At 45.0% G+C, this 17,385-nt stretch carries 16 protein-coding genes and 1 tRNA gene; 7 read left to right on the forward strand and 10 right to left on the reverse strand.

All coding sequences use genetic code 11. From position 1 onward, the window contains the following. The first annotated feature begins 5 nt into the window (after nucleotides 1-5). The 6 genes from MHN00_RS04985 (at nucleotide 6) to MHN00_RS05010 (ending at nucleotide 5,439) form a co-directional block, all read left to right on the forward strand. A complete protein-coding gene (locus MHN00_RS04985; protein ID WP_014977308.1) occupies nucleotides 6-1,190 on the forward strand; it encodes an ABC transporter substrate-binding protein in 1,185 nt (394 codons plus the stop codon). A 48-nt stretch (nucleotides 1,191-1,238) separates the two neighbouring features. Continuing rightward, nucleotides 1,239-2,102 (forward strand): branched-chain amino acid ABC transporter permease, encoded by an 864-nt coding sequence (locus MHN00_RS04990; RefSeq protein ID WP_239300524.1) that lies wholly within the window; start codon nucleotides 1,239-1,241, stop codon nucleotides 2,100-2,102. A 9-nt stretch (nucleotides 2,103-2,111) separates the two neighbouring features. After that, nucleotides 2,112-3,080 (forward strand): branched-chain amino acid ABC transporter permease, encoded by a 969-nt coding sequence (locus tag MHN00_RS04995; RefSeq protein ID WP_014977306.1) that lies wholly within the window; start codon nucleotides 2,112-2,114, stop codon nucleotides 3,078-3,080. Then, the gene (locus MHN00_RS05000; protein WP_014977305.1) at nucleotides 3,077-3,835 is read left to right on the forward strand and encodes an ABC transporter ATP-binding protein; all 759 of its coding nucleotides are present in this window, start codon (nucleotides 3,077-3,079) and stop codon (nucleotides 3,833-3,835) included. Before MHN00_RS04995 ends, MHN00_RS05000 begins: the two co-directional genes overlap by 4 nt. A gap of 1 nt (nucleotide 3,836) precedes the next feature. After that, entirely contained in the window at nucleotides 3,837-4,550 is a 714-nt protein-coding gene (locus MHN00_RS05005) for an ABC transporter ATP-binding protein (protein WP_014977304.1), read from the forward strand. 67 nt (nucleotides 4,551-4,617) lie between these two features. Further along, the gene (locus MHN00_RS05010; protein WP_014977303.1) at nucleotides 4,618-5,439 is read left to right on the forward strand and encodes a helix-turn-helix domain-containing protein; all 822 of its coding nucleotides are present in this window, start codon (nucleotides 4,618-4,620) and stop codon (nucleotides 5,437-5,439) included. 336 nt (nucleotides 5,440-5,775) lie between these two features. On the opposite strand, the gene MHN00_RS05015 is transcribed toward MHN00_RS05010, so the two are convergent. The 8 genes from MHN00_RS05015 to MHN00_RS05050 all read right to left on the reverse strand — a co-directional run bounded on the left by MHN00_RS05015 (nucleotide 5,776) and on the right by MHN00_RS05050 (nucleotide 14,113). Next, nucleotides 5,776-5,862, reverse strand: a tRNA-Leu gene (locus MHN00_RS05015). Nucleotides 5,863-6,022: 160 nt separating this feature from the next. After that, nucleotides 6,023-7,120 (reverse strand): HupE/UreJ family protein, encoded by a 1,098-nt coding sequence (locus MHN00_RS05020; protein WP_239300526.1) that lies wholly within the window; start codon nucleotides 7,118-7,120, stop codon nucleotides 6,023-6,025. A gap of 28 nt (nucleotides 7,121-7,148) precedes the next feature. Continuing rightward, the gene (locus MHN00_RS05025) at nucleotides 7,149-8,219 is read right to left on the reverse strand and encodes a hypothetical protein (protein ID WP_239300528.1); all 1,071 of its coding nucleotides are present in this window, start codon (nucleotides 8,217-8,219) and stop codon (nucleotides 7,149-7,151) included. A gap of 62 nt (nucleotides 8,220-8,281) precedes the next feature. After that, entirely contained in the window at nucleotides 8,282-8,860 is a 579-nt protein-coding gene (locus MHN00_RS05030) for an Ig-like domain-containing protein (protein ID WP_239300530.1), read from the reverse strand. Between the two features lie 11 nt (nucleotides 8,861-8,871). Further along, nucleotides 8,872-10,464 carry a DUF4331 domain-containing protein gene (locus tag MHN00_RS05035; RefSeq protein ID WP_239300532.1) on the reverse strand — a complete coding sequence of 531 codons (1,593 nt, stop codon included), beginning with the start codon at nucleotides 10,462-10,464 and terminating at the stop codon, nucleotides 8,872-8,874. A 153-nt stretch (nucleotides 10,465-10,617) separates the two neighbouring features. Beyond that, entirely contained in the window at nucleotides 10,618-11,355 is a 738-nt protein-coding gene (locus MHN00_RS05040; protein ID WP_239300533.1) for an anti-sigma factor, read from the reverse strand. Next, entirely contained in the window at nucleotides 11,352-11,885 is a 534-nt protein-coding gene (locus MHN00_RS05045) for a sigma-70 family RNA polymerase sigma factor (protein WP_014977297.1), read from the reverse strand. Before MHN00_RS05045 ends, MHN00_RS05040 begins: the two co-directional genes overlap by 4 nt. A 152-nt stretch (nucleotides 11,886-12,037) precedes the next feature. Beyond that, nucleotides 12,038-14,113 carry a TonB-dependent receptor gene (locus MHN00_RS05050; protein ID WP_343213210.1) on the reverse strand — a complete coding sequence of 692 codons (2,076 nt, stop codon included), beginning with the start codon at nucleotides 14,111-14,113 and terminating at the stop codon, nucleotides 12,038-12,040. A gap of 175 nt (nucleotides 14,114-14,288) precedes the next feature. On the opposite strand from MHN00_RS05050, the gene MHN00_RS05055 reads away from it, so the two are divergent. Continuing rightward, complete coding sequence (locus MHN00_RS05055) at nucleotides 14,289-14,873, forward strand: RDD family protein (protein WP_081334023.1); 585 nt, start codon at nucleotides 14,289-14,291, stop codon at nucleotides 14,871-14,873. Nucleotides 14,874-14,974: 101 nt separating this feature from the next. Here the strand turns inward: MHN00_RS05055 and lptG are convergent, their stop codons facing one another. Together lptG and lptF are read right to left on the reverse strand one after the other, a co-directional pair. Beyond that, entirely contained in the window at nucleotides 14,975-16,036 is a 1,062-nt protein-coding gene (gene lptG, locus MHN00_RS05060; protein ID WP_014977294.1) for an LPS export ABC transporter permease LptG, read from the reverse strand. Continuing rightward, on the reverse strand, nucleotides 16,037-17,137 hold the full coding sequence (gene lptF, locus MHN00_RS05065; RefSeq protein ID WP_014950603.1) for an LPS export ABC transporter permease LptF: 1,101 nt from the start codon (nucleotides 17,135-17,137) through the stop codon (nucleotides 16,037-16,039). Nucleotides 17,138-17,385: the final 248 nt, after the last annotated feature.

Raw genomic sequence — 17,385 nt, forward strand, 5'->3', positions numbered from 1 at the left:
TTACCATGATATTTAAAAATAAAACGCTCAGAAAAGTCGTCTTGGCCAGTAGTGTGATGGCGACAAGTGTGTTGTCAGGTATGTCTGCACATGCCGACGAATCGCCCATAAAAATTGGCGTAATGCTGCCATACAGTGGTGTTTATGCTGGGTTGGGTGAGGCTGCTACTAACGGCCTGAAACAAGCCCTAAAAGAAAAGGGCAATACTATTGCCGGTCGCCCTGTTGAATTCATCATTAGCGACACTGAAGCAAAGCCAGCACGCGCTCCAGAGTTAACCTCTGCAATGACCGATAAAGACGATGCCGATTTCATTATTGGCCCAGTTCACTCAGGGGTAGCAATGGGCATGATCAAATCGGTTAGAAACAAAGACTCTATCATGATCATTCCCAATGCAGGTGCTAACGCTGCAACAGGAGCATTCTGTCAGCCGAATGTGTTCCGCACGTCGTTTTCGTCTTGGCAAACTGCTTATCCAATGGGTAACCAAGCCATTGAAATGGGCTATAAAAAGGTGGTGACACTAAGCTGGAACTACGGGTTTGGTAAAGAGTCGCTTGCCGCGTTTTCAGAATCATTTGAAGCAGCTGGTGGCGAAGTGGTTAAGGAAATTTTCGTACCGTTTCCAAAAACAGAGTTTCAGTCTTACCTAACTGAAATTGCCTCAATAAAGCCTGATGCTGTATTTGTGTTCTTTGCCGGTGGTGGCTCGGTTAAGTTTGTTAAAGACTACGATGCCATGGGGCTTAAAAGCAAAATTCCACTTATCGGTTCTGGTTTCCTAACCGAAGGCACCATTGAAGCGCAAGGTGAAGCCGCTGACGGCCTATTCACCACACTACACTATGCCGACACCTTGGATAACCCTAAGAACAAAGCGTTCAGAGCCGAGTATTTGTCATTGTACAACAAGCCTGCTGACTTATACGCCGTTCAAGGGTATGACGCCGGTCAATTGATTATTCAAGCCGTGGAAGCAACCAAGGGTAATACCGCTGACAAAAAAGCTCTGATAAAGGCAATGGAAGGTATTGAAATTGATAGCCCGCGCGGCAGCTTCCATTTCTCTAAGGCGCACAATCCAATTCAAAACATCTATTTAAGAAAGGTTGAGAACGGAGAAAACGTGGTGGTTAAAACCGCTGCAGCGAACCTGAATGACCCAGCACGTGGTTGTCGTTTATAAGTTATTGCAAGTAGGGAAGCCCACGGGCTTCCCCATAGAGGTATAAAAATGGAAATGTCGCTTTTCCTCGTGCAATTACTAAACGGTATTCAGTATGGGCTGTTACTGTTTTTGGTTGCATCAGGTCTCACATTAGTTTTTGGCGTTATGGGTATCTTGAACCTTGCTCATGGCTCTATGTATATGATTGGCGCTTATTTGGTGTATTACTTTGCCGCCATGACAGACAGCTTTTGGTTAGCTGTGGTCATTGCTTGCAGTATTGCTATGGTCATAGGCGTAATTATTGAGCGCTTTCTAATAGTGCATTTATACAAGCGCGACCACCTTGATCAGGTACTGCTAACGGTTGGTTTAATCTTTATTTTTAACGCGGCACAAAGCTTCATTTGGGGTAACGACCCTCTGGGGGTTGATGTACCTGAGCTGCTGTCATCGTCTATTCAAGTTACCGATATCGTTGAATATCCGGTTTATCGCTTGTTCCTGTCGGTATTGTGTGTGGGTATTGCCATAGGCATGTATTACGTCATCAACAATACTAAGCTTGGCATGATGATCCGCGCCGGTGAGTCTAACCGAGAAATGGTTGAGAACTTGGGCGTGAATATCGGCACATTATTTACCGTCGTTTTCGCCGTTGGCGTTACCTTATCTGCCTTGGCCGGTATTGTTTCTGCGCCTGTGGTGAGTTTAGTACCTGGTATGGGCGAACGCGTACTCATTTCATGCTTTGTTGTGGTGGTGATTGGGGGAATGGGCTCAATAAAAGGGGCTTTTGTGGCGGCCTTGCTAGTAGGCATTGTTGATACGTTCGCATCTGTGCTGTTGCCCGGCATGTCGAGTATGACAATTTACTTGCTAATGGCACTTATCCTTATTTTTAAACCACAAGGGCTTTTCAAAAGTTAAGGTTGTACGATGTCTGTATTTTCTAGCAAAGCTGAAAAAGTATTTATTTTTGCGTTTTTCTTTATTGCCTTGGGTATCCCCTTATTTTTCAATGAGAACACGTTTTACGTAAACAAAATCTCCACCATGCTGATTTTGTCTATTTTTGTTATGTCTTTGGACTACTTGGTGGGAAGAACTGGCCTTATCACCCTTGGTCACGCCATGTTCTACGGCTTAGGCGGATACTTATTTGCCATTATGCTCCCCGAATACGAAGTGGTTAACTTTTGGTTGTATACCTTTTATGTCATGGCCGCTAGTGGTGCTATTGCACTTATTGTTGGCTTAATTGTGCTAAGAACTAGCGGTATTTATATGATCATGATAACGCTGGCATTGGCGCAAATGACATTCTATTTCTTTGCCGACTCAACGGAATACGGCGGCTTAGACGGGTTATTTATTTATCTAAAACCCGAAACCAGCATTTTTGGTTTAAATTTCTTAGATTTAGATAACGAGAACCACTTCTATTACCTGTGCTTGCTATCGCTATTTAACTGCTACGTGTTTTGTAAAGTTAGTTTGCATTCTCGGTTTGGGCGTGTGATTGACGCAATAAAAGAAAACCCTGAGCGTGCCACTGCACTTGGCTACAACATCTTTCACTTCCGTTTAGTGTCGTATGTATTGTCTTCATCACTTGCCGCTTACGCAGGCTACTTGTTCTCGCTTCAATACGGTTTTGTTAATCCAACCATGATGGGTTGGGAAGTCTCTGCTTCTGCATTAGTAATGGCTATTTTAGGTGGTCTAGGCACTATTTTTGGGGCAATTCTAGGTGTATTCGTTTATGAGAGCTTGCACTACGGCATTGAACACATGACCCAGTATTGGATGTTTTGGATGGGCTCGCTCATCATCTTAATGGTACTGCTACTAAAAAGTGGTATTGCCGGGCTAATTGAGCAGTTAGTCGGAGGGAAACGCAAATGAGTGAATGTATCTTACAAGCTGAAAACCTTTCAAAGCACTGGGGCGGATTAAAAGCGCTCAACGAATTTAATATTAAGTTTTACGACAAATCGCTGCATAGTATTGTGGGCCCTAATGGCGCGGGAAAAAGCACCCTGCTGAATATATTGTGCGGTACGTATCCGGCAACTAAGGGTGTGATTTTGTATCGAGGTGAAAATATTACGGGCCTGAAAAGTTATCAGTTCTGCCGCAAAGGAATAGGGCGAAGTTTTCAGAAAACCAATATTTTCAAAGATGCCACATGCTTGGAAAACTGTTGCATTGCCGCCCAGCAACGAGTGGGTAGCAGCTTTAATATGTTTAAGTCGAAGCATTCAAGTAAGCATGTAACTGCGATTGCCCAAGATGCCCTTGAACAGGTAGGGCTATTGAAGCAAGCCAATATCAAAGCCAGCGCCATTAGTTATGGTGAGCAGCGTCAGCTAGAAATTGCCATGGTATTGGCGACCGCCCCCCAAGTACTTTTACTTGATGAACCAATGGCGGGTATGGGCCATGAAGAGTCGCTTATCATTATTGACCTGCTTAAGTCGCTGAAAAAGCGCTACTGCATTGTGCTGGTAGAGCACGATATGGATGCCGTTTTTGAGCTATCTGACCTAATGACCGTGATGGTGGACGGGCAGCATTTGATCACCGATGTGGTAGATAACATTCGAGCAAACCCTTTAGTTCAAGAAGCCTATCTAGGCAACGATGACGAGGTATTTTAACGTGACAGACAACATTCTAGAGGTAAAAGGCATTCATACCTTATACGGAGAAAGCCATATTCTGCACGGAATATCTTTTGCCATTAAAAAAGGGCAGACCGTAAGTATTATGGGTCGCAACGGCATGGGTAAGTCCACAACATTGAAATCTATTTTGGGTATCGTAAAGCCGCGTAGTGGCGCTGTTTTGTACAAGGGCAAAGAAATTGGTGCTCTTCCCACGTGGAAACGCATGCGCAACGATATTGCCTATGTGCCAGAAGGACGGGGCATGTTTCACAACTTAACTGTGAAAGAGCACTTACAAATGGCCGCGCGAAAAAACTCGCGAGGTGAAGCGCATTGGACTTATGCGAAGGTGCTTGAGGTGTTCCCTCGTTTAAAAGAGCGCTTAACCAATAAAGGCACTCAACTCTCTGGCGGTGAGCAGCAAATGCTAGCTATAGGTAGGGCGCTTTTGACCAACCCAGATTTACTGATACTCGATGAAGCCACAGAAGGCTTAGCACCACTTATTCGCAGAGAAATTTGGGATGTTATTCGCAAAATTAAAGAAACCGGTGTGTCGACCATTATTGTGGATAAAAACATTAAGGTATTGCAGACGCTGTGCGATCAGCACATTCTTATTGTGAAAGGGAAAGTGCAATTTTACGGTGACTCGCAAGCCCTTGAGGAAAATCGCGCATTTATTGAAACCAATCTTGCGGTTTAATTACGCTGTAATGCGGTGAGAAGCTGGGGTAGCATGACGCCCACTTGGATGAAGAGGCAGCAACACAATGGATGACGACAAAGCAATTGCAACCCGAAAGGGTATTGGCTCTCTAGAACTAGGGCTTGAGGTTTTAGAGTTAATCTCTGAGCACAGCGGCCCTATCTCGCTAACTAAGTTATCTGAGCTGGCAGAAATGAGCCCCAGTCGACTTCACAAATACTTGGTTAGCTTGACCAAGCTTGGTTATGTGTCGCAATTAGACAATGCCAAATACATGCTTTCAAACAGCAGTATTCGCTTAGGTATGTCGGCACTAAAACATTCAAACCCCGTTCAGGTGGCCTTTGAATATGCAGATAAGCTTCACCAAGAATTAGATAAAACCATTACTGTAACCATTTGGAATGGTGATGTACCGCTAGTGATAAAGTGGTTAGACTCCAGTCACTTTTTGGCGGTGAATATCCGTTTGGGCTCAGAGCTGTCGCCGTTTACCTCTGCCGCTGGGCGTATTTTCTTATCCCACCTACCTAAACTGCGATGCAAGACGCTAGTTGAACACTACTACGATTCCCCTGCACCTATGCCACGCTACATGGGTAAGCCTATAAAAAAAGCGATGTTCTACGAATTGCTAGAAGAAATAAAAAAAAGCAACTTGTGTTGTTTTAAAGAAGATTTCTTGCCAGACATTAATGTTGTAAGTGCACCTATTTTTAGTTTAGATGGTTCGGTAAGCACTGTTATTAGCTTGGTGGGCAACAGCAAGGAAACCCCAGTTAATGCAAAAAGTATATATGTACAAGCCGTGAAAAAGGCTAGTAATGAAGCTACCCGTAAGATATCTGGACAGCTTAGAGCAACCTCAGAATGTTACTCTTTTTAAGTTCAGCCTTTAATGATAAAAAAACGGCTTTACTCCCAATTTGGCTTTTTTAGACATGAAGTTATGCATGTGTGACTTTGTAGAAGTGGTGTACACTAATACTCCAACTACATTTATTCAATGCGCTAATAATACTGCTCTTAAAATTAGCATTTGTCCTAGAAGGTAGATATCTGAGCCAAAAGGAGCATGCAAACGAAAAAGCTAAAGGGACTTAAAACTTGGGTTCAGTTATGAGATGAGTTTGATAAATTATCATTCATTGAAACTAGTGAAATCAAAAAATAAAAACCGACTCAAAAGTCGGTTTCAGTATCTACTTCTAAAAGAAGAAGATGGTACCAGTGGGCGGACTTGAACCGCCACGCTATCGCTAGCAACGGATTTTGAATCCGTCATGTCTACCAATTCCATCACACTGGCATTGTGTATGGTTATCAACGTGGTGTTGATGCATGGCATTATAGCGATGCGGCGCGCCTATACAACAACTTTTTAAGCTTTTTGTGATTAAGTGCCGAAAGATTGTTCAAAAGCGTATTTTGCTTTATCTATTTCTTATTAATCAACAGAACGCACACTTTTACCAACGCTGAAGCGTCCAATTAATCGCTACTACCGCGATTGCTGACGATGCAATTGGCATTATGGCTTTTGAATATAACCTTACGTTTCTAAGTAAGATGAGTAAGGGCAATAGCAGCGTAACTATGGCAAGTTGGCCCAGCTCTACCCCTATATTAAAAGCGAATACATTCATTACCAAGCTGCCCGACTGGGCGTTAAGGTCGCCAAACACGCTCGCAAATCCCATTCCATGGAGTAGGCCGAACCCAAAGGTAATAAATCCTAAACGCATGATGATAGGGTACACATTGTTAAGCGCAGTTATAGCCACTGATATAGCAATGCCTAGCTCAACAATACGGCTATCTAGCGTAATAAAATCCAGTGCTGTGGCAGTTAATGTAATCGAGTGCGCTAACGTAAACGTGCTTACCAATATCACCGTACTTTTTATAATGTGCCTTTTGCTTTGCTCTTTCACCCAGCTCTTATTTTCCCTGTAAAGATTAACGGTGAGCAACGTAGCAACCAAAAACAGTATATGGTCTAGCCCAATGAAAATGTGCCAAACTCCCTGATAAACCATCTCCCCAAACTGCGAAATCCAGCTGTTTCCTGTAGCAGTAGCAGTGATAAAAGAGCGTTCATCGCTTAGTACATAAACACTTGTGTGATCGTTTAACGTTACCGTTGTGAGGAGCTTGTGGGTGGGAAAATCGCTAACTATGCCAGTGTATTGTATCGATACTTCGTTTACATATACGCAATTCACCGACAGCGGGAATACCAGTAATGACTCTGCAGATATATCTCTTATAGAAGGGGGAGCAATATTAACCGTACATCGCGTTTCGCTACCTCGAATCACTAGGTGGTTTTGGATATAGTCGTTCGCCATGGTGTGGTTTCTGTTGACTTCACCCCAGGTCAAATTACCGTCATTATTGCTATCTAGCCCTGCTGCTTGCCCTATATCTTCAGGCTTTAGCAAAAGCTCGCCAGACAAAGTGTTATTTGAATCGTTTTTAAGCGTTAAGTAGCCGTTACTCAGTTCGTGTGAATGCGTGAAAACGCTGAAGGCGGCGAAGATGAAAAATGTGATAAATTTAATCATGACTCGTTTACTGAAGGGGGGGAGAACATTAAGCATTGGTCGATACTTCATTAGCCTGTCGAGCGCGCTCTAGGAGGTTTTTGTCATCTAATGACTGTGCGTATTGCCAGTTGATTTCGGCAAATTTAAGCGCCAGTGGGTAATCAGGTTCAATCTCTAAAAAGTAAGTGGCGACCTGTGCGGCGTGAGAACTGTCTTCTCGCCACACTCGAATTTCCATGTTCTTAGCAAGTTGAGTTTGCACTTCAGAGCGCACAATACCTTGCGCTCGTTCGGCAATCGTCCATTTAAGTAGCAAGCCATCGTCGGCTGTCAACATATCGGGTACGGAGTTGCTAAACCCAGAACTCACTGCCTTATAGTTATTCAACGCAAAATGTGCGTCGGCCCAAACTAACATTGCGCTTATAGGTAGCTTTTCGAATTCTGTTTGTGACAAATGCTCAAGCGCGGCTTCAGCGTTACCAAGTTGAAGCGACATGTCTGCAAGTACTTCATAAAACCACTGGCGCTCCGCAGGCCTCACTGTACTCGTGTAGGCCTCAAAAGCACTAAGCTTTTTCAAAAATTTTACGTCTTTATTTTGTGAAAAATCAGCGTTAACCATACACGTGAAAGCGATTAAAAAACTTGTTTGCCCTACCAGCTTTTCGCAGTTTTCTTTCGCCTCTTTAGCGTTACCTTGCTGAACGTTTATGTCTGCCAACAATAACTGTGCAGCTGGAGAGCGAAAGCGGGCTATTTGATTAAGGTGTTGCTTGGCTTGTTCGAACTTATGAATGCCTTGAAGTAGTCGAGCTTCTAAAACAACTAAACGCTCCTTTTGACCCGCGTTCAATGAATCGAATTTTTGTCGCATTATGTTCGTGAACCTAACAATACGCTCTCTTTCATCACCTTTTGCTTGAAGGTATCTACTTGAAGTTAAAATTTTTTCCGCTTCGTCGATACTTGCTATGGATAGCTGTTGAGGCTGCCACGTTGCGATGACGGTATCATAATTGAGTTTTTCAGCCTGAGCAGATACCGAACAGACTGTTAGGGCTGACAATACGCTCATTATAGAGAGTATGAGAGTACTGCTTCTCATCAACTTCATCAGAACTTCCTTTAAAAAAGCCGTCCTTGGCTTTACGGTTGACACTGTGTACTGACCGTTCGTTATTGACCAATCAATAAATCATCGAACGTGGTGTCGTCAGCATCTTGGGTGAACTCGCGCCCGTTAATTGGCAGCGGTTCATCGGTTGGTGCTTGATTAAAGGCGTCACGGGTATAGCTAGAGAACGATACCTGCTGTGCCTCAATCGTAACGCTAACAGTAGCGGTAACTTCTGGATTTACGCCGTCAGAAACGGTGAATGTGAAGCTATCGCTACCTGTTACCTGAGCGTTAGGTGTGTAGGTAAAGCTGCCATCAGCATTAACTTCTGCATTACCTAACGTACCGTTTTCACCAAGCCCGAAGGTAAGTGCATCACCATCGGCATCGGTTGCTGTCAACGTGCCATCAAACGCAATATCTGCTTGTGTCGTTAGCATTTCATCAACGGCTACGGGCGCTGCATTTTCTTCTGGCGCTTGATAATCGTTATCGTCATCACTATCGAAACAACCAGTTAGCGCTAGCACCAATCCAGAAATGACCCACAACTTATGTTTCTGCAAAGGGGCTTGAGCCGACCTAACAAACGCGGGTGCATTTGGATTCTTGTTAAATAACCTAATCTTCATAGACATGATGGATCTCCTTATTCAGAGCCAGCAAGTGGTGTTTTTAGGTAAGGAAACGATGAATCAATCATGCTTGCATCTACAGGTGCACCATCAGTGAAAGGTACATTACCTACGCTGGCGTCCTCTGGTGTACAAAGGCCAAGGTCTGTATCTTCACCTGCTACCGGGATGGGATAACACAAACGGCCCATAACAACGCGAAGGGCAATATCAACAACGTCATCACCTGGGCGGCGACCGTTAGGGAAACCCGCTAAGTCATCGCCTGCCACACCAAATGCTGACTGTGATTCGGCTGGTGTTGCTGGGATCCCAGTGTTTAGGCGCAGCATTTCTGATGCTGTTACAGTTGCTTGCTGGTTAACGCCTGGGAAACCTGTAAGAAACGCTGTTACTAAGTCCATACGCGGGAAGTTAGTCGGCGCAAGGGTCTCAATATCCGTACCCAGCGTAGTATTCACTGCATCTTTAAACAGAATGTTCAGTAGTTCTGGCAAAGAAGGGTGGGTTACATAATCAGCGAATTGACCGTCTGCACTTGGGTGAGAAGTAGAGAATTTGTCTTTATCGCCAATACCGATAACAAGCTCATTTACTAGCGGGCTACCTAAACGAGACACTTGAGTCATCGCGCCACCATTAGTCTCAGGTTTCGCAAAAGTAGCATCTGGGTTTAGGATACGCGCTTGCGGCAAGCTTGCCGTGGTCCAGCTACCAATTACGCCATTACCTTCACCGGTAACACACGCCTTGGGTACTTCAATAGATAACGCTGTCACGTTTTTATCGGCTAAGTCATCATTCATGGCACTTTGCGTTATACCGCCAGGAAAACCTTCACCATCGCCTGCGCCCGGTGCGCTGTCGCCCTCAACAGGTACATAATTTACCAAGTCGAATGTTTTGCCTAAGTTAACAACGAAGGGGTCTTTACGCTGACCAACAAACACTTTGGCCATGTCATCACACCCAGGGATACTGAACGAATAAATGAAGCTTTCAGCATAACGTGCGTATTCCGCTTCACTGGTAAAGGTTTTATTACCAATGTAATCAAGCGGCTTTTTAAACATATCGCCCATGGAAGGAGTGAGAGTAGTGCGCGTGCCTGTCTGCATGTCGCCACTCACCATAGTAAGGCTGTACATTTCCGAGAAGTTTGCTGCGCTTGAATCGTCTGCGCTGATACCGCCTACATTTTTAAGCGGTACTTTCACCATTTTCTGTTCGCCTTCAGGGCCTATAGGCAAGGCGATACCTTCGTTATCGGCAGCAAGCATATTGTTAAACTTAAAAACAAAGCTTAAGTCTTCAACCGCGTCGCCATCGCTATCAATATGAATGGCGTAGTGCGCATTTGGGTCCATTGCAAAGTAGTTAGGGCCACCATAAGCATCTTGCAGTGGAATATAGTTTGCTATGAAAGTCACATAATCTTCACGGCCTTGTTCATAGCTATTGAAAGCATAAAAGTCGGTGCTATCTAACGCTGGGTGGCGAGTGATATTCGGTGCTTCTCGGTGACTTGACGCTATTGCGCCAGCAGTTACGGCTGCACATGTCACGGCGACAGCCAGTGACAAAGTTTTGCGTTTGAATTGGATCATGTCGAGTCTCTCTGTTTTTTTATGAGTTCAAGAGACCAAACGACTGAGGTTTCACCTTAGATGCAAAAATGTTTAAAAAATTAAAATAAATTTTTTATAAAAAGTAAAAGGCCACGTTTCGTGGCCTTTTGGTGTGCCGCTTAGTGCGTAAAATTACACGGAAACAATCGGCGCTATATATAGCACTTCCGTTGGTGCGCCCGTTACCGAGCCGCCTGGCGCTTCTAAGCTTACTGCTAACGCCGCGATACTTTGATCTAGCAAGATATCTGGTGTCGCGCGCGTGTCGCCATTAACTTCAGGCATTAAGCCGAGAGAAATTGGTGCTTCACCGTTTGCCGGCACCATCCAAAGCTCATAGTCTTTGTCTGCTAACGCCACAAATGCATCGGTTACCTTAACATTCATCGTCGTGTCAGAAACTTCTATCACCCACAATGGCGTGTTATCAGCATTATTGACCACGGCAATATGGGAAACCTCTGGGGTAGGCACAGGTTGCATCATGAAAAGCAATACGGCTAGCACCAATGCAGCAGCTGTGGATATGAACGATAAGTTCTTCCAGCGTTTCTGCTTTTCTTTTTCAAGATCAACTACATTGTCGCTACTGGGTATACTATTAGTAGTCTGACCGACAAACTCTGTATCATTGGCCGCTTTGTGGCCAAGCTTCACTTGTATGCTCTCCCACACGCTGTCAGGTGGTGTCACCGGAGGCAAGGTTTCAGCAAATCCAGTAAGGTATTGCTCCCATTGTGCGGTTGCATCACTAACAGCCTGATACTGCATCATTAACTTTTGATAGCGCGTACGCGCTTTGCCGCGCAGCGTTCCAACTACATACTCAGCGGCGAGGGCGTTTAATCGCTCTTCTTTTAAATAATTCATAGTGATAGGCACCTCTGCAAGCTTTGCAAGCCTCGTCTTATCCAGCTTTTAATGGTTCCAAGTGGTGACGCCAAGTGAGTTACCACCTCTTGATGCGACATACCATTCACATAGGCTAAATGGATAGCCTGACGCTGCGGTCCATCAAGTTCATCTAAACAAGAGGCCAACTTTGCTTGCTCTGCCTCTAACTTTATTGATTGTGTGGTTTCCATACCTGACGGTGCGTCATCATTTAATTCGACTTCATTTCTTACGTTGTGATAGCGGATTAAATCGAGCGCACGATAGCGAGCTATACTGACCATCCAGGTAAGTACCGTACCTTTGCCTCGTTGATAATTACCGGCGTTATGCCAAATTTTTATATAGGCGTCTTGTGTGGCTTCGTCAGCGAGTTCAGGGCGTTTCAAAAGCCTCAAAGCAACAGCGTAGAGCTGTGGACTTGTTATCTTATAAAGCTCTGCGAACGCTTTTTTGTCGCCGTCTGCGGTTTTACACAGCAGAGGAAACAGAGTTTCGTGTTCCATTGTTGCTCCTATTTTTATCGTTGTAGTGCGGCCATTTGTTTATTGCTCTAACTATTTGGCGGCTACTTCTTAAAGTAGCATGTTTTATATACAACTGCCTGAATGGTTACCTAATCAATAGACAGCCCCCCAAACAGTAAAGCGTTTATGTATTAATACTTTATTGAAAAGGTAAGGCGAACATTTCTTGGCTCTACAGGGTGATAATGCAAATCCTCAATCCCTTCCTCTGGCTCTCCAGGCAGCCTAGATGCGTAAAAATAATCAATATCGTGATCGTCACTGTCTAGGGCATTGAGTACTTCTAGCGTTACGTCCCAAGTTGGCTGGCGATAGGCAACTTGAGCATTAATTAAGAATGTTGATGGCGGTGAAATTTCATCGAAACTTTCTACTGTGCGAGAGCTTAGGTAGCGGCCTCGTAGAGTATAGCTGAACCCTAGTTGATTACTTCTTTGATAGTAGGTCAGCCCTACACTCACCACACCTGGCACGGTGCCATCAATGTGACGGCCTTCGCCTTCAACGCTGTCGCTAAATCGTGCCTTGGTCCACGCAGCTTCAATGTCTGTTGTTAGGTGATGGCTTATCCAGTAGTAGGCACTCACTTCAATGCCGTGTCTCTCGGAGGGGCGACTGGCTTCAGTAAAGCCTGCATCACCAACATATACCAGCTCGCTATCAAGCTCTAGGCGCCACAGGGCAGCAGACAGGTTATAGGTTTTGTTATCGGTATAGTTAACGCCCGCTTCATAGCCAAGGCTCTTTACCAATAAGGGAGCTGCTTCGGTAGCGTCACCACTTACCGGGTCTATGCTAATTGTTGCTCCTCGCGCATCGTTAGAGTGAAAGCCCTGCCCAATGTTGGCAAATGCGGTGAGTTGGTCTGATACACTGTACTTCAAGCCTGCTTTAAGGGTAAATAAACCGTCACTTTCGCTTCCTGAATTAGCACCAAGACTGCTGGTAACGTCCACATCTAAGTAATCGTATCGACCACCTAATGACAGGCTTAGTGCGTCGCTTAATACGATGTTTGATTGAGCAAAAAGTGCATAGCTGTTGCTGTCTATTTCGTCTTCTCGAATAGTGCCAAAGCGGGTTAAGTTTTGGGTGCGATACAAACCCACGTTTTCAATATCGTCGAAACGCCACTGGCCGCCTAAGGTAATACTGCTTCCATCCGTAAGCGCCATGGGAAGGGTAGTGAATATTTCACCACCGTAAATTTTTCGGTCGTCGGCCTGTTCGAATTGATCGCCAGTCGTAGGGCTATCAAGGAAGTAAGTAAAGTTGGAAAAAAGGCTCAGCGTTGTATCTATGGCATACAGTGAGGCATTCCATGTATCACTCGTATAGTTTGCGGAGAGACTATAGCGAGACGAATCGCCGCCAACTTGGGTGTCGATAGAGCCAAGACGGTCTATTAAGCCGCTTTCAATAGCGCGCTCAGGTACTTGGTCAGCACCGTTCCAGCTATTATCGTAGGCCATTCCTGTAATGGCGAGTTGTCCGTCTAACAAAGGCGTAATATAACGAATATGGGCGTTTTTCTTTTTTACATCTTCGTCAACGTCAGTCCACGGGCCGTCATAGGTTTGATATTCCAGCGCTGTAACAACGCGGCTCTCTCCTGCTTCAAAGTGATTTAATGCAACAGCGCGCTTGAACCCATATTCTCCTAAACCTAAGAACAACTGTTTTTGCTCAAGTGAATCTCTTAAATTGAAGAACGCCCCGCCAGCGCTAGAAAAATCGCCGATGTTGGCATAATAGGTGCCTTTGAAGTAACTTAGATTGTCGATAAATTCGGGGATAATAAAGTTAAGATCACTGTAGCCTTGGCCATGTCCGTGGCTTCGCATGTTCACCGGCATACCGTCTACACTCACCGTAAAATCCGTGCCATGGTCGAGGTTAAAACCGCGCAGGAAGTACTGGTTGGCTTTTCCCGAACCGCTGTGTTGGGTCACCATCATGCCCGGGATGAATTCGAGTATTTCACCGGCGCGCAACATTGGGCGTTCAATCAAGGTGTCACCAGACACCCATCCCTGCGAAGCCGAGATAAACTCTCCGTCTTTTACAGATGAGTCACCACGTACTCGAATATGCTCAATATCACCTTCGGGGTCGTCTAACGCCATTGCAGCGCCCATACCAAGCGAAAATGAGCTAGCGATAAGTGTTGTTACCAGAATTTTTGCTGTCACCGTATTTACGTCCATTATCCGTTTGTAATACCAATAACGATTAATGATGGTTAATGGATGCAAAAAGGTGGAAATCATTTTTCTTTGCTTATTGCGCTATTAAATGCCGTTAACTAAGGCTTATGTTGTTTAAGCGTTGTGGCGCTTGTGTCAAAATAAACGCTGTTGTTAATGAAGTGAAGAGAAGCCCGTGGCGAGACACGACAGAAAAGCCAAGAAGAAGTCCCCATCATCAAATCCTCTAAAAACGAAGGATGATAAAAACACGCCCAACTCAGAATCAGACAGTTCATCGCTTGAGCGAGCTGGATTCGTTAGGCGTTTGTTGGCAATGATTTACGACACGCTCGTGGCTACTGCCGTAGGGATGTGTGCGGCCATGGTCATGATCGTAACGCTGGTGGTCATGCTGAAAAACGGTGCCCTTGACCTGCAAGGCTATGCTGAACCTGCCGATCTTATTCAGGCTTCTTTCGGTTATAAACTGCTTATTCAAACGTGGGTGGGTTTGTGGATAGCTGGGTTTTTCTTGTGGTTCTGGAGAAGAGGTGGGCAAACCCTAGGCATGCGTGCATGGCGTTTACGAATTTATAGCACGGTTGAAGAACCAATGACCTGGCCGCGATTGTTCATTCGCCTAATAGCATCGTTAGGTGGTTTAGGCACCTTACTTGTTTTGTTTGATTTTAAAAATAAACAATCATTGCAAGATCGACTGGCAAAAACCGAAGTGCTGAAATTGACCAAAGAAGCGAACGACCACAAGAGCTGGTAAAGATGCGTTGTAAGGCGCTAAAAAATCGCAAAAAAAGAGGCTGTATGGCCTCTTTTTTAATTAGTTTTGACTATTGAATTAGATGAATGCTGATAGCTTGATCAACGCCTCAACATTACCCCTGCAATGGCCGCAAACAGTAAGCTAGGCAGTAAGGCGCCAAGGAATGGTGGCAGCTGATAGACTAAACTCACTGGCCCAAATACTTCGTTAAGAATAAAGAAACCGAAGCCTGTCAGTACGCCCATGATCACGCGAGCGCCCATTGTAACGCTACGCAGCGGGCCAAAGATGAACGACAATGCCATTAACAGCATTACGCCTACCGAAATAGGTTGGAATACCTTGCGCCACAAGGCGAGTTGATAACGAGAAGGGTCTTGATCGTTATTTTCTAGGTAGTTCACGTAATCCAGCAGCCCAGTAATAGATAAAGCCTCTGGCTTAACCGCAACAATGCCTAATTTGTCTGGTGTCAGTGTTGAATTCCAACGCATGCGGTTATTTTCATCTACCGTAACATTCGTTTCAGTAAACTTGGTTACTTCAACGTCGCTTAGCCACCAACCGTCGCCGTCGAAGGCCCCATTTTTAGCGTGAGTAATGCTCTCTAGCGACAAGTCAGGGTTAAAGCTAAATATGCTCACATCTTTGAGAGAGTCTTGGCTTAACACCTGACCTATGCTTACAAATCGGTCGCCATCTTTTGCCCACACCAGCTTATCGGAAGAAAATAAACTACCGCCTGAAATGGCTTCAGTTCTTATCTGTTTTGCCTTGGTTTCACTGTACGGGGTTACCCACTCGCCAACGGCCATCACTAATAAGATCATTACAAGGGTCGACTTCATGGCTGAGTTTATGATGTTCCAGCGGCTCATACCTGCGGCCTGCATCACTACCAATTCGCTATTGCTAGCCAGTACGCCCATACCAATAAGGCCGCCCAGCAATGTTGCCATTGGGAAGAACTGCTCTAAGTCGCGAGGCAAGCTTAGCAATACGTAGATAAAAGCGACCAGCATGTCATAGTCGCCTTCGCCAATTTTTCGCAGCTGTTCTACAAATTTAATAAGCGCGCTTAAGCCAATAAGTACACTAAGCGTAACGGTAATAGTGCCTAACAGCGTACGGGCGATATATAAATCGAGGATCTTAAACATCTACTTTTTCCCCAATATCCAAGCGCGCAGCTCTGTGCCGGTTTTTCTGTCTCGCACAATCAACATAACACCAATGATCAGCATGATGGTATGCACCCACCATAAGCCAAGTTGAGGTGGCATTTTGCCGTCTTCTAACACTCGTCTACTTGCCAGTAGCAGCAAGAAGTATCCCAAGTAAAGCAGGATGGCAGGGAACATTTTACCAAAGCGCCCCTGACGCGGGTCGACTGCGCTTAGCGGCACAGCAATTAGTACTAAAAACGGAATGGAAAGCGGGATGGCAATACGCCACTGAAGCTCGGCTCTGGCTTCAATACTGTCGTCTTCCCACAGTTCGTTAGTAGGCAGTACGCTTACCTTACGACGAGTTTCGTCGGCGGGTTTGTCGGCAATCTGAATTTGGTATTCGTCAAATTCTACTTTGCGGAAAGCCTTTTCAGATTGCTTTCCTTCGTACTGTACTCCTTCTTTCAGTACAAGGTTTCGCGTGCCGTCAGGGTTATTAGCCACTTCACCAGTTTGCGCATACACAACGCGCACGTCGCCTTCGCTATCGTCTGTTTGATTTTGCGATAAAAACACACGTTGTAGCTTATCGTTGTTGTCTACATCGTGCACAAAAATAACCGCTTTTTCGTTGCCGGTTTGCTGGAATCTACCTGGCATTAGCGCCGATATTCCCGCCTCATTTCTGGCTTTTTCTCGCAGCTGATATTCGTTCTCTGCAGCCAATGGCGCGAAATAAAGGGTGATCGCGCCTGTGACTATCATGATAAGTACAGATAAGAACAGCATTACCCGCGTAACGTACCATTCACTGATGCCGCAGGCCCGCATTACGGTCATTTCACTGTCTACATACAGCCTGCCATGTGCCAGCATAATGCCCAAATAGGCGCTGATAGGCAGCACTAATGAAGAGAGGATAGGGGCATATAAACCTAGAAAGCCAAGCACTAGCCCAGCGGGAATATCACCGTCTGAGGCGTCGCCCAAAACGCGCACAAATCGTAAGGTGACAAAAATTGCCATTAGGATAAAGAAAATCGCTAACTGAGATTTCAGCGTTTCCTTAAGTAAATAGCGGAATATCAGCATCTCAGCCCTTCCGGAAAATTAGGAATTTTAGTGAAAGAAAGCACAATTTTGTTTAAACTTACCGTTTTTACAAGTTTTGCCTGCAATCATAAACCGTTTGCATGGTGTTTTGACGCAAATTTAACCTATATTCAATAGGTCTTTAAGCGTGAATTGCAGCGAACTAAAAAGTTATGCTGCGTATTAAAACATAAAGCAGCGCGAAACGTTACGTGATTTTAGTCATCGTGCAAACCATAAACGACGAA

It is taken from the genome of Alteromonas sp. Cnat2-8 (genome assembly GCF_022348355.1).
In the GTDB taxonomy this organism is placed as follows: Bacteria; Pseudomonadota; Gammaproteobacteria; order Enterobacterales; family Alteromonadaceae; genus Alteromonas; species Alteromonas macleodii.